This window comes from Pedobacter sp. 05T44 (genome assembly GCF_056395985.1).
Map to the genome: position 1 here is coordinate 1 of NZ_JBFTKO010000022.1, position 17,971 is coordinate 17,971.

Sequence of the window (17,971 nt, forward strand, 5' to 3'; positions counted from 1 at the left end):
TCTTTTTCTGTTTTGCAAATCTTTTTTGAAACTCTTTTTCACCTTCCTTTTTCACTGTTTCCCTTCCTCCGAAGCGGGATGCAAAAGTAGGAAAATTCAGCCACCACGCAAACATTTATACACTATTTCTTACAAAATATCCCTAACTCACTAAACCACAACCAGAAAAATTAGAAAGACCTATTTAAAATACTTTAATCCGTACCTAAACATAACATAAACCGGAATACTTAAGGCAATCCATGACACGATATGCCATACTCCTACTCCCATTATTGCTGATAACAAGCCTAAAATTGTTATCACTCCCAGTAAAATAGGGATACCCCATACTTTGAAAAACACGTTATTATTATTCTTCATTCTCTTGAACAGTTGATAAGGTGAGCGATTCGGCTTCTCCCATAAGCCTTTTAAGTTGGGCCGACTTCGCCTTGCGCCTGGCAAGCCAAAGGTAAATTCCGGAAATCAATACAATAATAGTAGCGATATCGAAAATCGCCCAGAGTATCTTCATCGGCATACCCCCATAGTCACCAAAGTGAAATGGCTGGGAGATAAAGATTGTTTTCAAATACCATGGCAGATCTCTCATGTCTGTCAATTCCCCAGTTTTGGCATCTATTAACGCCGGTTTGATAATCCTTGAAGTTAGCGGAGTAGTTCCAATCATGTACACTGCGTAATGATACTTACTGGAGTAAAGTGTTCCCGGATAGGCAACAAAAGAGACATCCATTCCGGGAGCGGCTGCCTTAGCTGTCTTAACAGCAGCATCCAAAGAACTTAAAGTTCCTGTTACCTTAGGTTTATTCTTATATCCCGCAACCATTTCGGCAAGCTGACTAGCCTTCCACTTGTCCAGCGCTGGGTCAACCAGGGTGTTTATCACACCTGTAAGTCCAACAACCGATGCCCAGGCCAGTGTTACAATTCCAAACAGGTTATGCAAATCCAACCACCTTAATCTCGATGATTTCTCTGTCCTGATCATTCCGAAATCAAAACGCTTCATAATCGGACCATATAATACTATACCGGAAACAATAGCAACAATAAAAAGCAGCCCCATCAGCCCCAGGAAAAGTTTACCGGGTATGCCCGCCAGCATTTCTACATGCAGGTAATACATCACCAGCATAAAATCCATTTCATTGGGCGGCGTGTCCATTACCTTACCAGTATACTCATTCATCCTAAGGTAATGATCTCCTTCAATGGGCGCCTCACTTGAATCGGCCACAACAACAAACATTTCACCAGGATGCTCTTTTACATCCCATGACACATACTTTATTGCCTTTACGGGTACGTGTTTTAAGGCCTCATGCAGTACAACATCTTTTGACAATTCTGGAGTTCCAGGAGGAACAGCAGGCATTTCTACTTCCTTGCCCAGTAAATGATCAATTTCCTCATAAAATATCAGAGGTAAACCAGTCAGGCATAGCATGAGCAAAAAAACCGTACAAATAAGACTGGTCCATTTATGAACTTCAAACCATTTTTTTATTGTTTTAGCCTTCATAAGTTAAAATTTATAAGCAAAACTTGCCGCAAAGTTCCTTGGTTTTTGTGGATTAACAGACCAGTAACCAATGTAATAATCTTCATTGGTCAGGTTATTCATATTAAAGGTAAACCTATATTTGTCTGAGTTGTAAAATAAACTTGCATTTAACAAGGTATAGCTTGGCAATTCAAAAACTCCTGTTACACTATTATCTATTACCTTATATACACCAGCATAGTTTCCACCTAACCCGATCCCGAAATCTTTTAATTTACCGTATCCAAATTTATAAGTAGCCCATAAATTTGCCAGATCCTGAGGTCCCTGACCACCTGGTGCACTTCCTACTTCGTTGTAAAAATCAGTGGGCTCACCTGTGTTTCCTTTAAGCACTTTAATTCTGCTGTGACTAACTCCTGCAACGATATTAAAACCAGGAAAAGGATTTGCACTTAAATCCAAATCAAAACCCTTGCTTCCTGTTTTTCCACCTTGCACGGAAGAAGTTGGTGTATCATAAACCCTGTTTGCAACTCTGATATCATAAACAGAGAAAGTGGCAAACAACTTATCAGAAAAGAAATTAGCTTTCACTCCTACTTCCCATTGATTAGCTTGCTCAGGTTTAAATGATTTTACGCCCAGGCTTACTTTATTCTCGTCAAATACTTCACGTGGCGCTACATTAAAGAACGCATTCATGTAATTCGCAAAAATCGACACCTTATCCAGTATAGGCTGATAAACAACCCCAAATTTAGGCGAGAAGGTTAATTGATTATAATCATCTTCAGTATCTTTAAGATCACCCTTGGAATCAAAATAATCCATCCTTAAGCTAGCCATAACACTTAATGAAGGAGTAAAATTAAGAACGTTTGATACATAAGCGCTGGAGGTACTGTTCTTGATATTGGTACGACTTCCTGCTCCTGCATCCGCCAGCGCATTATCAACCAAAGCTTGCGTTAAATATACCGGAGGAATTTCTTTTCCATCTTTATCAAATTCAACTTCACTGTTCTGAGGTGTAACCTGTCTTACTAAAGCCCAAGCCGAGCCATTGTCAATTACATTGCGGGTATAATAATCCAACCCTATCAAAACTCGATTCCTCAGACTTCCGATTTTAAAATCGCCATTAAAATTCTGCTGTATATCAGTTGTATTAGTGGTTTGTTGTTCTTTATGGAAATACTGGTCAAAATAATTGTCCCTGTTCGCGCCCCCCATATTCAGGTATGCATCATCCCAGATATAGGTATAATAGCCATCTGATTTTACGTTCCCTCTGGAAACCACAGTTTGTGAAGTCCATTGATCTGATAGTTTATAAAGCATCTGACCTTGCAAATTATATCTTGGATTTTTTATAGTCAGATCGTTGCTGGTGAAAGACAAGTTCCTGTCTAGGTTTAGCTCTTTTAGGTTTTTAAAGATGAGCGTTGTATCTCTATTAGTATTAAAAAAGACTGGAGGAGCAGCCCTTTCTTCCTGTAAAATTTCTGTCAATACCTGAAAGGAAAGCCTATCATTTACTTCATAAGCCAAACTAGGTGCTATGTAGAAAGACTTTTTAAATCCGGCATCCTGAAAACTGTTTTCTGTATGGTAGGCAGTATTAATACGCATTGCAATTTTTTCAGTTTTGCTCAAAGGCATATTTATATCTGCAGTTACCCTGTTCAAACCAAAACTACCCAGGTTGTAGGCTACTTCACCGCCAAACTCATAATACGGTTTTTTAGTAATGGTATTGATAATCCCTCCATAGCCATAAAAGCTTGCTCCAAACAATGTCCCAGAAGGTCCTTTCATCACTTGTATCTCTTCCACACTTGCCGGATCAAGGTTTCCACTGGTCAGGCCAGGTAATCCATTGATCAGACTTGGCTGCGCTTCAAAACCACGGAGCGCAAAATAAGAGGCTCCATCACCTCCCCTTCCTGTAGATTCCCATGTTCTTGCGATTCCGGGAATATTCCGCATCGCATCATCATAGTTACTAATCGCTTGCTGTTTTAATATTTCAGAAGAAACAGAACTATAAACCTGTGGATTCTCCAGATTTTTTAAAGGCATCTTAGCAACTGCAGCAGTTACTTTGTTAGTATTTCTGGAAGAAATGATTACTTCTTGTAATTGATCGGAATTCTCATTCAGTACAAAATCAGCAGATACAGTTTCTCCCGATTTTACTTCAATAGCCTGTTCTTGTTTTGCCAGACCAATAAATGTTGCAGTCAGAATATATTTGCCTGTTCTAATATTCTTTAGCTCATACGATCCTCTTTTATCTGTTAAGGCTGTTTTACCTGTTCCTTTAATATTTACAGTTACAAGTTCTGCGGGTTTTCCATCGGAGGTTTTTACTGAGCCACCAATATTTCCAGTCTGCGCAAATGACAGACTTGCAGAAAATAAGAGCAAAATAATACAATTGGTAAAAATTCTTATCATAGTTGAAATTTGTTTGATCGGCACAAACCTACTATTTAAAATAATTCTAAACAATATTATTTAAAATTATTCCAAACAACAGCCTTACACGCTCCTTTTCAAGTATTTAAGATTTAAATCGATAACTTGTAATGATCTTTAAATATTCTGGATCGAAGCCCTATTAGCTCCTGACTAAATCAATATTTAAAAAATAGAGGCAAAAAAAAAGACGACATCTGGAGCAATGTCGCCTTTAATTAAGAAATAAATTTCTTGTACCCTGGAAGGGATTCGAACCCCTGACCCACGGTTTAGAAAACCGTTGCTCTATCCAACTGAGCTACCAAGGCCTTTCCCCTTAAGGAGCGCCAAAGATATAAAAACATGCGAATAAGCGCAAATCTATTTTGATAATTTTCTAAAAAAATCGCATTAAAAAAATATACGCAAGATTACCAGCCACTTAACAAATAGCCTAAATTCAGGTATTTTACTTTCCAATAACTATACCATTACTGTCACTATTCAAAATAAGTTAGCAACCCATAAACTTCCAATTTTACTGGCTTTAAAATGAGGCATGGATGTTGTATATCTAAGGTATATAAAAATAAGAAAAACGTGTGTTTTATCCGACAACCAAGGCAAAAACCTTCATCCCGAACAATTCCTACAACAATGCTATTTATTTGCAGGCAGAAAACGGGGAAGTTTTGCTACGATTAGAGGATTACATAACAAGTCGACACAACTAACCAAATAATTACAAACTTTAAATCTACCACTACCTACCTATGGATAATGACGCTCATAATTTGCAATCRCTGGTTGAAGCACTTGATGATGTAATTCTGGAATTAACCGAACAATCTGTAATTAAGCGGGTTTGGACAAAAGATAAATCTAAATTGTTCATGCCACCCGAATTCTTTATCAATAAGAGTATCCCGGAAGTTTTTGGCAAGTTTGGAGATATCTTTATTGACTGCATAGTCAGATTACTTAGTACTGGAGAAAGACAACAATGCATCTATCCAGATTTTGACCCAACTAAGTCGCTATGGTATTGTGCTAAGTTTCAAAAAATCGATTCCATTAATACTGATGCCAGGATAATCTGTATCATTGAGGATATTACAGCTAAAAAAGAGATGACCGATCAGCTTGAAAAGAATAGCTTAGAGCTCAAAAGGATCAACAACTTGCTAGAAATAGGTCATCAAATTTCAAAAATGGGTGGTTGGGAATATGATACGATAAGTAAAGAAGTATTTTTAACGAATCAGATCTACGAAATCAACGAATCAGATCCGCATATTGTAATCAATAGTATCAATGTCCCACAATCATTTGACAAAGAGAATAAAACAAAATTATTAAAAGCGCTGAAAAATTCGCTTGACAAAAATATTGCCTTCGACATTGAATTAGAGCTCATAACAGCTAAAAGGAATAAAAAATGGGTAAGGATCTCAGGCGTTCCAATAATGGAAAACAACAATGTTCGATTGTTCAGAGGAATATTGAAAGATATTACAGACATTAAAAACAACCAGCTGGAGCTTATTGAGGCCAAAAATCTTGCTGAACAAATTGCCAGAAAAAGGACAGAGACGCTTTCCATTATGAGTCATGAGATTCGGACTCCTTTAAATGCAATTATTGGCATCAGCAATCTCTTGGATCAGGCAACATCTTCAAACAAGGATATAAAAGAGTATGTGGATCATCTAAGATACTCTTCTAATCATTTATTGGGGCTTATAAACGACATATTAGATCTGGAAAAGATTGAAAGTAAAAAGATGCAATTAAATGAAGCCCCTACAAATCTGATATCACTTATAAATAATGTCTACAAGCAGTTTCTACCATTCGCTAAAAATAAAAGCCTTGCCCTAAATTTCCATCATGATTACAAAACACCTGAGTCCTTAATGATTGATGATCTCAGGCTAACAAGGATATTAAATAACCTATTGGCTAATGCCATCAAATTTACCGAAAAAGGAGAGGTTAGCATCACCCTAAAAACGCTTGTCGATCAAGACGATCATGCATCTATCCTTTTTAAAATCTCCGATACTGGAATTGGAATTCCTGAACATCTACATAATCTGGTATTCGACAAGTTTCATCAGGTTCACCAGGATTCCCACAGGCAACAAGAAGGAAGCGGATTGGGACTTAACATTACCAAAGGTTTAGTAAGGCTTTTCAAAAGCGAAATTCGCTTAATCAGTAAACCGTCCATAGGATCAATATTCGAGTTMCAAATTGACTTCAAAAAGGCCTTACCAATACTAAAGGAAAAGAAATCAAACGCATTCGAATTTGATTTCCCTGCCCTACCTGATTTTAAGTTGTTGATTGTTGACGATAATCCTACAAATTTACTCGTCGCCACCCGCCAATTAAGTCGTTTTGGGATCAATGCTAATAAAGCGGACAATGGCTATACTGCCATAGAATTTCTAAAAAAGGAAAAGTTTGATGTTGTTCTTGTAGATCTGCACATGCCGGGTATGGATGGTTATCAGCTATCTAAATACATACAAGAAACCTATCCGGAAACCAAAGTAATCATTTTTACTGCCGATGTACTTGAAGAAGTGAGACTTAGGCTTAAAGAAATGGGCATTCTCTATATTCTCTCTAAACCATTTAAACCAGAGGAAATGTTCGAACTCTTTTTAGAAGTACTTGAGGTAAAATAATTCATAACTTTATGCCCCATGAGAGTAGTTCTATTAGGGTTTGCACTATTTTTAATCAGTGCTCCATCGTTTTCACAAATAAACACAAAAGCCAAGGAAGCTGTTGTTACCTATGGATTCCGAAATAACGGAAAAGAAACAAAGGCAGAGCAAAAAATGTTCGTTAAAGGTAACCAGGTACATCTGGTACCTCAGGGTCGTCAGACCGAACAGCAGTATCTGCAAATTGCTCAAAAGGCAAGTTATCAGATACAAAACAGCAATGCTATAGCATACACACTTAAAAAGCCCTTCTCTGAATACGTAAAACCAGAATTGCTTCCAGGAATAGACACAATATTGGGCATTCCCTGTAAAAAGGCTAAAGTCTTTGTTCGTTCCAACACCATCGAGGTGTGGTATACAAACGACCTTAAAATTAAAGGAACACCAAGCATTTCAATTGCCCCCGAATTAGGCTTAGTTCTTAAAACCATTCGTAATGGTAATTCCGAAACCTTTGCAAAGAACATCGAGTACCGTACAGTAACCCCCGAAGAACTTGCCTGGCCAAAAAGCTGGGGTACCATGTTAGATGAACCAGCATACCAGCGACAAGTAATCGAAAGCCGCTACACTACGCTTACCATTTTCAATAATGAGCAGATTAGTTTTGGCAACAAAACAGAAAATCCTGTCGGAGAACAATCTAATGTCACTTACCATTTCTCTGGTGGAACTGTTATTCTTAAGAAAGTAAAGCTACCGCCAACAAAAGTTGGTCAACAATTATTTATCGAATTAGCACAACATTCTAACGGGGACGCATATGACCGTACAGGTTCTGTGTTTATGATCCCTACCGACAAATCCATCTCTTATCTTAATGCTTTGCAGAGCGGTATTCAGGTACTTCCTGTTTATTCAGCCAGAAATGGAAAGAAATACCAAGGAGTTACGGCTACCGACAACTATTTACCTCCGCTTGAGTTAATGCGTTTTTTCACTTCTTTTGGGGTAAACCATTTTAATCCACAGGCAAAAATAAAAGGGTATAACTGGGCCGATTCGGTTGTCTACAAACAGGATATCACATCCTTATTACCGCGTTTGCAAGGAGAAGTGTGGATAGGCGTTTTTATAGGAAACTATGATAAAGGCGGACATAAAGCCAGTCTGTACTTCAAATACTATCCAGGCTATGAGGGCGAAAGTCAAAAAGAGGAAAAGAAATGGTTAATGCCTGCTTTTAACACAACCAATTTAATGGAAATGTCGGGACAGGAATACGGCACAATGTTCGATCAGGATTCTCTTACCGTAACTGTGGAGATCCCGCAAGGTGTAAAAAACCTAAAAATGAGATATCTTACAACTGGTCACGGTGGCTGGGGTGGCGGAGATGAATTTGTACCAAAACAAAACGAAATCTTTATGGATGGCAAAAGAGTATATCACTTTATTCCATGGCGAGAGGATTGTGCAACATACAGATATTTAAACCCTGCTTCAGGCAATTTTGGGAATGGTTTGTCCTCTTCGGATCTTAGCCGCTCTAACTGGTGTCCTGGAACAATTACCTTACCTGTTGAAATCCCTTTACCGGATCTTAAACCTGGCAAACACACCTTTCAGGTAGCAATACCGTTAGGGAAACCAGAGGGAGGAAGTTTTAGCGCCTGGAATGTATCAGGAACGTTAATTGGCGATAAAGAATAAAATAAAAAAGGCATCCGGAATTGGATGCCTTTTTTATTAAAACTAAGCCTTTATACTATTCTGCTTCTCTTTTAATATAAGTTTTGTTGCCATTTTTGTTGATGTAATATTTACCTCCACGCGGGCCGGTATAAATTACTTCAGAATTAGGGCCTTTCAGCGTTCTATCTACAGTTGGCTTATAATCTTTATTAGCAGCATTGGCAACAGCGGTAGTTGTTTGTTTTTTCACTGTTGTTACTTCCTTTTTAACTTCCTTCACAGGAGCCTCTGCTTTTTCTTTGGCAGCTGTAGCAGAAAAACGCTTATCCGGTGTGCCATCTTTTTTAAGTTTTATATCACTAGCTGGAGCTGCAGCTGTTTTCGCAAAACGTTTATCGGGCGTACCATCTTTTTTTAATCTTGCTCCTGCAGTGGTTGCTTCTGCTTTAGCTTTAGTTTTTGCAGTTGTAGTTTCTTTTTTAACCTTTTCGGTTGCATCTTTTTTTGCATCGGCTGTTGCTTTGGTCTTAGCAGTTGCTTCTTTTTTAGCGTCAGCTTTAGCCTTTGCTGCTTCTTTCTTTGCGGTTGCTGTTGCTTCTTTTTTAGCATCAGCCTTAGCCTTTGCAGCTTCCTTCTTCGCCTCAGCAGCAGTCTCTTTAGCTTTCGAAGTTTCTTTTTTTGCTTTTGTTGTCGCTGCTTTTTTAGCAGTAGCAGTTGAAGCAGTTTGTGCCATACTTAAGCTCACACAGAAACTGAGCATAGCAATTAGTGAAAGTAGTTTTTTCATAACTTTTTAAATAGCTGATTGAATATCTGTTACTCTGCTGTCAGATTAGCCTAATAACTATGTACAATTTACATATATCGTACCAACATTATCAAGAAATCTAAATAAATATTTTCATTAAAAGAAATGAAGCTACTAAAAGGGATAATTACTATGCAATGGTAGCTGTAAGTTTGCTTCCGCTAATAGCTGTGCTATAAATTTTCAGCGTTCTTGTATTTCCGGTCGTACCTTGTGGTCCCTGAAGTACGGATCCATTGGTAGCGTATTCAGAAAAGTGCAACTGACATTGTATTTTATTATCTGCCTGTTTCCATACCAAGCTACCTCCCTGATGCGGACAAATAGATTCTGTTGCTACAAATGCTGCAGCAGTATTTCCATCAGCTATCCTAAAAAACAATACGCCATTTACTTTCGCCTGGTCACCCACAGCCTTTAGTTGAGTTGAAAGATCTACTGTGGCAGTATTATTTCCTGGTCCTGGATCAGGTTTGTCGTCAGGACCATCATTTCCACTTTTTCCACAGCTCGAAAGGCATGTTCCTGTGCAAACCAATGCAAGGCCAAGCCCTAATGATTTGATAAATTCGTCACGTTCCATAGTTTTTGATTTTAGTTTAGTAAATTTTTGATTTCTTGTCCGGATCCTGATTTTTTGACTTAAACAGGGTAAAGTTTCTTGATATAGTGAAGCCAAAACGAACCCCGCCTTTGCTCCACGATTTTTTAGTATTTGGAATGAAATTATTTTCCACTATATACTCCGAATTCATGAAGTTTAAAGAGAAAATATGCCCTCCGGTTTCTATTTCCAAACCAACACCAAATGGATTGTAATAAGTTTCCGTTAAATCTTTGGGTCTCGATAATCCATTTACAACAGTGTAATCGGCAATAAAAGAAAGTCGTTTAGTAATTTTCATTCTTCCCGCAAAACCAAGGGAAAACAGGTTTTTGGAATCACCGCTATCCTCAATATTATTTCGCACTAAAAACCCTGGCATTACCTCAAGAGAGAGGCGCGATGAAAACTTACGTGATATAATAGATTGAAAGAAATAAGAGAATCTGTCACTATATTGTCCAAACTCGCCATCATTAAATGGCTCCCTGGCAATCCAGCCAAGCTGGGCAAAGAGGGTCATATTAATCGGCATCGAACTATTACTCTTCTGTTTTAGCAGCTTGTACTTACCCGAAAAGTTGAAAAGTTCGTCTTGCTTACTTCTTCCTATTGCAACAGTAAAATCATCGGTAACCCCATAATCCAATCCAATAAACAAATCTGTTGCAACATCCAGGCCGTATAAAGTGTGTGCACTTCCAAAACGTCCGCCTATATCACCAAAATGGTGACGGATCCTGAGATCCAGATCATGTTTCTTTTGAGTTTCACTTGAGTGAGATAAAACTACATGTGTTGACTTAAAGGCGGCATCTACAGTAGTAGCTACACCCCCGCTGTCCAGGGCTTTTAACAATGAGTCCGCTTCCTGAGCTCGAGCATGCAGTGTAAAAAGCGAAAAGGAAATCAGTAAATATTTAATCTTATTCATGGGTTTGGTTATTTTAATGAATTGAACTTACCTTCAGCTTTTATCGTAATAAACTCAGCAATCTTGGTAAACACCAGCTTTGGTATTTTAATATCATGATCCACACAGGCAACTTTAAATTCTGTACTGATTTGTACAACCCCATTGGTTACGGTTACTTTTCCTGGAATTGTTCGTTTCTTATCTACTCCATGTACAGAAAGAATACCTGTAACCGTTACAGCATAATTACCATCTTTGGTAAAATCCACTGGCTGGTCTATCACCCCTTTAAATTTTGCATAAGGATATTTGTCACTCTCTATATAATTTTCGTTGAAATGCTCCTGCATAAGCTTTCTGTCAAACTCAAGCGTCTTAACGGCTAGCTGCACAACTATTTCTCTGGTTTTGGCAACAAGAACAGCATTACCGTTATCGCTTACAGCCCTTATATCCTCTAGCGGTGTAGATGAGAATAAGCCTATTCTAATATTTTTGCTCACAAAGTTCTGCGCCCCGGCACTAAAATGCAGCAGCATGAGTACCACCAACAATCGGGTTATTTTTCTTATCCTATTCATATTTAATTGAGCTACTGCCTTATTTAAGTTTTAATGAACTTATATCTCCTAGTACGGAGTAAGAAACAACAAGGTTGCCTGGGCAGTAAATATTTTCACATTTGCACGTCGCTATCACCACCACGTCATCCTGACCTCGCAGCTTCTTCGAGGTCAGAATGACGATGGCATAAAACAAAAAAAGGCCCGCAATCTCTTGCAGGCCTTTCGTATAATTCAAATAATACTATTTAGCATTTTTCTTCTCAGTAACCTCAGTACGGATCTCTTGAGCAAGTCCTTTTAGATCCTGCATTGCTTTACGAACTCTAGTACCGGCTGCGCCATTACCTGAATTATAAAATTTGTCTGCATCTGCTTCGATTCCAGCAATAAGTTGTTTAAGTTTTGAAAATTTTTCCATGTTTTTCTTAAGTTAAGATTTTAAAAATATTTGATATAACGCTCTAAAGGTAATAATTATTGGATTTGCACCAAATCAATGTTTCATAATCTCTAATCATTTTTTCCACATCCTATTCCCATTGTTAATAAAAATGACTACAACACCACCATTTGCCCTGTCCTCACCGATTCATCACAGGCAAATGCAATCCTTAAACTATTAACCGCATCTTCAGTTGCATCAGTAAGGTCCAGATCTTCCTGAATAGCTCTCAGAAAAAAGCGTTGCTCACGATTACATAGTTCCTGATGATCCGGTTCATCTTTAAGATCAACCCACTCATCGGTCCTGGCAAACTCATCATCTTTATCCAGATCAGCATAATGTACTTTTATTGATTCTGTTTTAGTATGTGAATCAATTGAATCTGATTTTCCTGATTTCGATGCTTCTTTGGCAACTATAGATACCGCGCCCTTCGGGCCAAAAACATCTTTAATAAAAAAGGCTGTTTCACTAACCATTGGGCCCCAGCCTGCTTCGTACCAGCCAACTGAACCATCCTCAAAACGAATTTGAAGTTGCCCGTAATTGTAATTCCATTCAGGTATTTCATCGGTAAGCCGGGCACCAATAGCACTTACCTGAACAGGCCTTGATCTGGTCATCTGGCACATCACATCAATATAATGCACCGCACAGTCTACTATGGGGCTTAAACTTTTCATCAGGTTACGGTGTACGGTCCATTTCGAACCATGGCTTTGCTGATTCAGGTTCATCCGCATTACCAGTGGTTTACCCATTTGCTGCGAAAGTTCAATAAACTTCTCCCATGAAGGGTGATAACGCAATATATAACCAACAACCAGTTTCTTACCGGCCTTTCTCGCAGCTTCAGCAACACGCTCCGCACCTTCTACAGAATCCGCCAGAGGCTTCTCTATAAATACGTGGCAGCCGCTCTCCAGTGCTTTAACGGCAAAAGCCTCATGAGTATCCGGATAAGTAGAAATGCAAACTGCATCAGGCTTTGTAGCCTCAAGCGCCTCATAAAAATCACTGAACAGCCGATAACCTCCACCCAGCTTTTCATTTACAACAACCTTACTGTTACCGGTCGATACAATTCCACATATTTCAAAGCCGTCTAAGGTGTGATAGGCCATAGCATGAGATTTACCCATGTTACCGCATCCAACAACCAGAACACGCAAATTTACACTCCCAAACTCCATCCTGCACGATAATTACGTTTAACAAATTGGTTCACCTCATCAAAGTTAGTAACCTTAAGATTCGCTTTATCCCAGATCAGTTTAATGTCTCTGCCTGGATAACTGATTCCACCATCAGCATTTCTCCGCTGAACATCGGTTCCTCTAATGGCCAGGTTTGCTATTAATAGCGTTTCTGTAAGCGGTCCTGCAATTTCAAAAGGAGAACTTAATTCTATCTTTCCATAACCTGCAATCGCAGCTTCGGCCCATTGTGTATAATGGCCATCTTCACCACCTGGTACCCTAGGGGTTTTCTGTTTAGTATGATCATGCTCATTCCTTGATAAAGGCAGCAATCTCGGGTTAGATCCATAAACATCACAGATCATTTTTCCTTTGGTTCCTTCAAACAATACACCATTATCGCCAAATGCCTCATTAGGTCCTAACTCTACCGGACGCACGGGCTTAATACCACCGTCCATCCAGTGAAGCTGTAAATCACCTTTCGTTCTTTTCGTTCCCTTAAAGGTCATGATCACGTGACTTGATGGCGGACAACTTTCAGGGAAATACCCCCTCTTAAATTCATCCACATACACACTACCCACACTGCATTGAACATCAAGAGGCGTATCAAGACCTAAAATGCTAAATGGAGGTTCTACAAGGTGACAACCCATATCGCCAATTGCACCTGTACCATAATCCCACCAGCCTCTCCAGTTAAACGGAACCATTTTGTCTATATAAGGCTTATATGGGGCACTGCCCAACCACAAATCCCAATCCAATTCTTTAGGAACAACACCATTAGTAGCAGGCCACGAAATTCCCTGAGGCCAAACAGGGCGGTCAGTCCAGCAGTATACGGTATGTACCTTACCTATTAAACCAGCCTCGCACCAATCCTTCAATTGCCTTACTCCGTCACCAGAAGCACCCTGATTACCCATTTGTGTAACTACCTGATAGCGTTTTGCCGCTTCAGTTAATACACGTGCTTCATAAATATCATGTGTTAAAGGCTTCTGAACATAAACATGTTTACCAAGCTGCATTGCAGCCAGGGCTATCATAGCATGATTATGATCTGGTGTAGAAACTACAACACCATCAATGTTTTTCGATTCCTTGTCAAGCATCTGGCGATAGTCTTTATAATACTTCGCCTTCGGAAATCTCTTAACAGAACCAGCGGCCCTTCTATCATCAACATCACATAAAAATGCAATATCAGATTTACCACCTTTATAAATATTCGCTATATCACTTTCACCTTTTCCACCAACACCAACGCCGGCAACCTGTAAACGATCGCTCGGCGCTAAAAATCCTTTTCCTCCCAATACATGTCGGGGCACGATCATAAAACCAGCGGCTGCAAGCGCGCTGGTTTTAATAAAGTTTCTTCTAGAATTATCTGCTGATGAGTTTAACTTATCTTCAGTCATGTTTTTTATTATTATATTTTTTTTCTACTCGTCATCCTCAGTTTGCTCGTCATCCTGAATTTATTTCAGGATCTCTCACTTGCTAGTCCGACTTTCTCTTGCAAGATCCTGAAATAAATTTAGGATGACGATCGATTAAAGCTAAAAATAGAAATCCTACTATTTCTTAGCTGCAGCTTTTTTGCTTGCAGGGGCTTTAGCCGACTCTTTTTTACTTAAATCTTTGATTCTTATGTTTCTGAATTCTACAGGAGAGCCATGTCCAAGGAAACCAATGTGGCCGCTGTCGCGTAATAAACCCGGATGTTCCTTACCATCTGCAGCACCATTCTTTCTAGCCTCAGTAATGTCGCCATCAAGAATTACGGTACCATTAAGGATCACTTTAATTTTAGGGCCTTTTACGACAACTTCTTCATAATTCCATTCGCCAACTGGTTTAAGGAAACCTCTTTTTGCTGGTAAAGTGCCATATACAGAACCATGGTACTGATACACATGAAGGTCTTTATATATTGGAGCCTCATTATCTAAAATCTGAAGTTCCATACCTGTATAAGCAGCATCACCTTCTAAAGGTGCTCTAATGCCCAATCCGTTATTGGCACCTGGAGTTAATTTAAATTCAAAACGGTAAATAAAGTCGCTAAATTCCTCTTTAGTAAATAAGTTACCACCTGAACCTTTTCCTGGTTTAGGACGAATCGCAATATTTCCATCCTCAATAGTATAATCAACTGTGTTACCTGTCCAACTGTGCATGTTTGTACCATCAAACAGCACTTTATAACCTTCTTTTTTCTCTTGTGCACTTAACTCAAATGGTTTTGCACGAGGGATTTCTCTGATGTAAAGATCGCGATAAGCAACTGGCGAACCATGTGCTTGTAATTCGATTTGCTCTTCAGCAAAAATCGGAAGGCTTCTGTCCCAGTAGTTTTCAAGGATTACGTTATCAGTTACCAATACACCGTTTAAGTAAACGGTAACACGATCACCTTTCATCAAAATACGGAAGGTATTCCATTCGTCAAGTTTATTGTCAGCAACTTTAAGTGGCTTGCTTTCATTAGCCTGATTGTTGTATAAGCCACCAGAACCAACCTGAGCACCTACATTTGTACGGGCATTATCCCAGATTTGAACTTGTGGAGTACCACGCAAATAAATACCGGCATCACCCTCTCCTTTTTTATCATCAATAATTTTCCAGTCAACAAGCATTTCAAAATCACCATACTTTTTAACAGTAGCAAGGTTATTTCCATGACTCATGAACTGAAGCTCACCATTAACAGGTTTCCAGCTATCGCGTGCCTCGGCATCAGCTTTTTCCTGCTCAGCAGCAAGCGTTTTAGTATCCATTTTAGAACGCTTAATCGGATCTGCCACTAAACCTTTCCAACCGGTAAGGTCAGTTCCGTTGTACATAGACACAAAACCCTCACCTGCTTTCATTTCCGAAATGTATTTACGCATTCCTTCTTTCTGATAGCCACTATCACCACCGGTTATTACCTCGATGGTTTTGTTTAACAAACCTTTAACCAGGTCACCATTATATGTTCCGGCAAGTGTAATGTTCATTACTGCATTTGCAGCAGCTTGCTGTAAAGCAGCATCATCTAAATATTTACCGGCAAAAACAATTGCATTGAAACATTTAGCTTGCTCAACATCTTTTAAAATTTGTTGTTTTTGCTCATTGGTTTGAGCCACAGCCATCGCGTTGCGAAGTAATAACAACTTCTGCTCCGCAGGATAAACACCTTCTCTAACCGAACGCAGGTATCCGTTGATAGCAGTATTCAGGAAAGCAGTATTTTTAGTCTCACGTGCAATCTTAATTAATTCAGGAGCTGCACTGGCATCAACCCATGCAGACAATGCGTCTAACGCAGCTTTTTGAGTTTGCTCGTTACCTGATGCAAAAGCATCAGTAACCGCCTTTAACGATTTCTCGCCACCTAAACTTGCCAGAACTTTGTAGAAAAGTAATCTCTTGTTTTCAGGTGCCGAAGCCATTTGTTGTAGTACTGCATCAACCTGTTGTGAATTGTCACCACCACCACTTACTGCAGCAATAATAGCTTCCTGTACAGCAGTTTCCTGAGCTCCAGAGCTTTCATTCAATAAAGTAAACAATTGAGGTAAATTCTCTTTCACAACAACGTGACTTAAAGCAGCGTATGCAGCTTGTTGTACTTCAGGATTTTTACTTTTTAACTGATCATAAACTGTATTTAACTGACCGTTTGCAGCACGCGAAGCAAGCAAATTGATTAATGCAACCTGTACATTTGGTTTCGCAGATGGAATAGCAGCAGCAATCTTTTCGGTAATTCCTGTTCCTTTCATTCTGTGAATGGCGTTAGAAACCGCAGTCACATTAGCAGTATCACCTTTGCTTGCCAACTTAAGCAAATCATCAAGCACCTGGTCCTGACCAATATTAACAGCAGCATTTATTGCAGCTAGCTTTACAGTCTCATTCTTACTTTTAAGCAACTTAATTACCGCTGGTAAAGCTTCTTTAGCACCACTTTGGCCAAGCATACTTAAAATACCGGCTTTTCCATCATCATCAACTTTACCTAATTTCTTAACCCAAAGAGGTGTCGAAGCTGAGGTTACATATGGTACAGCAAATTTCAAAGCAGCAGCACGATATTCAGCATTTTTATCGCCTGCAGCATCTAAAAGGAGCTCCTGGTTATTGTCTTTATTTGCTTCAACCAATACTTTTAAAGCACCGGTACGCACACCTACCAATTCATCAGTGTTTACTTTGCCAGCTATATCTTTAGCAATTTTTTCAGCAAGTTCTTTATTGCCATTTTTAAGCAATTGTTCTGCGTAGATCAGGTAAACTGCGGCAGTATTAGTGTTTTCATATTTAAATCCACTTTTATCAGCAGCAGCGGCAAATACAGCTTCAGACGAAGGATCTGCAATATAAGCAAGTGCATACAATGCTACTTTAGCAACATTTGCATCGCCATCGGATGCCAAAGCATTGATAGGCTGAGCGGCTTCTTTAAAGCGGCTGTCGCCTAACGATTCTATAATCGAAAGTTTGGCAGCACCGTTCGCTTTTGCCAGGCCAGCCAATAAAGCTGCTTTCGAAGCCGGAGTATTGATTTTAACCAAAGCTCGTGCCGCAGGATCTGCCAGTTGGTCGTCAGTTAAATACCCTTGTATACAAGAAACCGCGTCATCTTTACCAACCAAATCAAACTGACTGATGATAAACGATTTATTTTGTTTATCAGTTAATTTATCTAAGGCTTTGCAATAAGCAGCAACCGCCATTTTTCTCCAGTCTTCTTTTCCATTCTGAGTGATGTAAGCAGAAAATCCGCCAACAGTATACTCAATTAATGAATTATTGCCTTTACCTGGGGCGCTAAGGCCACTTATTAAAGTTACATAACCCTCTTCTCCAAGATTGGCTATGTCGTTTACATTATTTTTAAATAGCTCAGCATCAGCCGCAGGCATCTGGGCAAGTAAATCAGCAATGCGGGTAGTTACGGTTCGTTCGTCTTTTTTTGCCTGTCCGTTTGCCACATCTTGCAGCATTACAACCGCCAACAGGATAAAGAATATCTTTTTTATCATTATGATATGTGTAAAATGTTAATCTGAATT

13 protein-coding genes and 1 tRNA gene are annotated in these 17,971 nt (G+C 39.1%); 2 read left to right on the forward strand and 12 right to left on the reverse strand.

The window, feature by feature from the left end:
- Positions 1 to 180: 180 nt before the first annotated feature.
- From AC1DDK_RS23315 to AC1DDK_RS23330, 4 genes are all read right to left on the reverse strand, one after another.
- A complete protein-coding gene (locus AC1DDK_RS23315) occupies positions 181 to 363 on the reverse strand; it encodes a hypothetical protein (RefSeq protein WP_172660290.1) in 183 nt (60 codons plus the stop codon).
- On the reverse strand, positions 353 to 1,528 hold the full coding sequence (locus tag AC1DDK_RS23320; RefSeq protein WP_288883933.1) for a PepSY-associated TM helix domain-containing protein: 1,176 nt from the start codon (positions 1,526 to 1,528) through the stop codon (positions 353 to 355). Before AC1DDK_RS23320 ends, AC1DDK_RS23315 begins: the two co-directional genes overlap by 11 nt.
- Before the next feature lie 3 nt (positions 1,529 to 1,531).
- A complete protein-coding gene (locus AC1DDK_RS23325) occupies positions 1,532 to 3,973 on the reverse strand; it encodes a TonB-dependent receptor (RefSeq protein ID WP_288883932.1) in 2,442 nt (813 codons plus the stop codon).
- A 258-nt stretch (positions 3,974 to 4,231) separates the two neighbouring features.
- A tRNA-Arg gene (locus tag AC1DDK_RS23330) sits at positions 4,232 to 4,305 on the reverse strand.
- Between the two features lie 444 nt (positions 4,306 to 4,749).
- Here AC1DDK_RS23330 and AC1DDK_RS23335 point away from each other — a divergent pair.
- Positions 4,750 to 6,672, forward strand: a complete 1,923-nt coding sequence (locus tag AC1DDK_RS23335) for a response regulator (protein WP_477634095.1) — start codon at positions 4,750 to 4,752, stop codon at positions 6,670 to 6,672.
- A gap of 18 nt (positions 6,673 to 6,690) precedes the next feature.
- Complete coding sequence (locus AC1DDK_RS23340; protein ID WP_172660286.1) at positions 6,691 to 8,370, forward strand: PNGase F N-terminal domain-containing protein; 1,680 nt, start codon at positions 6,691 to 6,693, stop codon at positions 8,368 to 8,370.
- Positions 8,371 to 8,425: 55 nt separating this feature from the next.
- On the opposite strand, the gene AC1DDK_RS23345 is transcribed toward AC1DDK_RS23340, so the two are convergent.
- From AC1DDK_RS23345 to AC1DDK_RS23380, 8 genes are all read right to left on the reverse strand, one after another.
- The gene (locus AC1DDK_RS23345) at positions 8,426 to 9,139 is read right to left on the reverse strand and encodes a hypothetical protein (RefSeq protein WP_172660285.1); all 714 of its coding nucleotides are present in this window, start codon (positions 9,137 to 9,139) and stop codon (positions 8,426 to 8,428) included.
- A gap of 151 nt (positions 9,140 to 9,290) precedes the next feature.
- On the reverse strand, positions 9,291 to 9,743 hold the full coding sequence (locus AC1DDK_RS23350; RefSeq protein WP_172660284.1) for a QcrA and Rieske domain-containing protein: 453 nt from the start codon (positions 9,741 to 9,743) through the stop codon (positions 9,291 to 9,293).
- A 16-nt stretch (positions 9,744 to 9,759) separates the two neighbouring features.
- Complete coding sequence (locus AC1DDK_RS23355) at positions 9,760 to 10,698, reverse strand: DUF5777 family beta-barrel protein (RefSeq protein ID WP_172660283.1); 939 nt, start codon at positions 10,696 to 10,698, stop codon at positions 9,760 to 9,762.
- 8 nt (positions 10,699 to 10,706) lie between these two features.
- Complete coding sequence (locus AC1DDK_RS23360; protein ID WP_172660282.1) at positions 10,707 to 11,261, reverse strand: YceI family protein; 555 nt, start codon at positions 11,259 to 11,261, stop codon at positions 10,707 to 10,709.
- Positions 11,262 to 11,487: 226 nt separating this feature from the next.
- A complete protein-coding gene (locus tag AC1DDK_RS23365; protein WP_048906218.1) occupies positions 11,488 to 11,664 on the reverse strand; it encodes a hypothetical protein in 177 nt (58 codons plus the stop codon).
- A 137-nt stretch (positions 11,665 to 11,801) separates the two neighbouring features.
- Entirely contained in the window at positions 11,802 to 12,884 is a 1,083-nt protein-coding gene (locus AC1DDK_RS23370; RefSeq protein ID WP_172660281.1) for a Gfo/Idh/MocA family protein, read from the reverse strand.
- Positions 12,866 to 14,320 carry a Gfo/Idh/MocA family protein gene (locus tag AC1DDK_RS23375; RefSeq protein WP_172660280.1) on the reverse strand — a complete coding sequence of 485 codons (1,455 nt, stop codon included), beginning with the start codon at positions 14,318 to 14,320 and terminating at the stop codon, positions 12,866 to 12,868. Before AC1DDK_RS23375 ends, AC1DDK_RS23370 begins: the two co-directional genes overlap by 19 nt.
- Before the next feature lie 159 nt (positions 14,321 to 14,479).
- Entirely contained in the window at positions 14,480 to 17,941 is a 3,462-nt protein-coding gene (locus tag AC1DDK_RS23380) for a 3-keto-alpha-glucoside-1,2-lyase-like domain-containing protein (protein WP_337718226.1), read from the reverse strand.
- Positions 17,942 to 17,971: the final 30 nt, after the last annotated feature.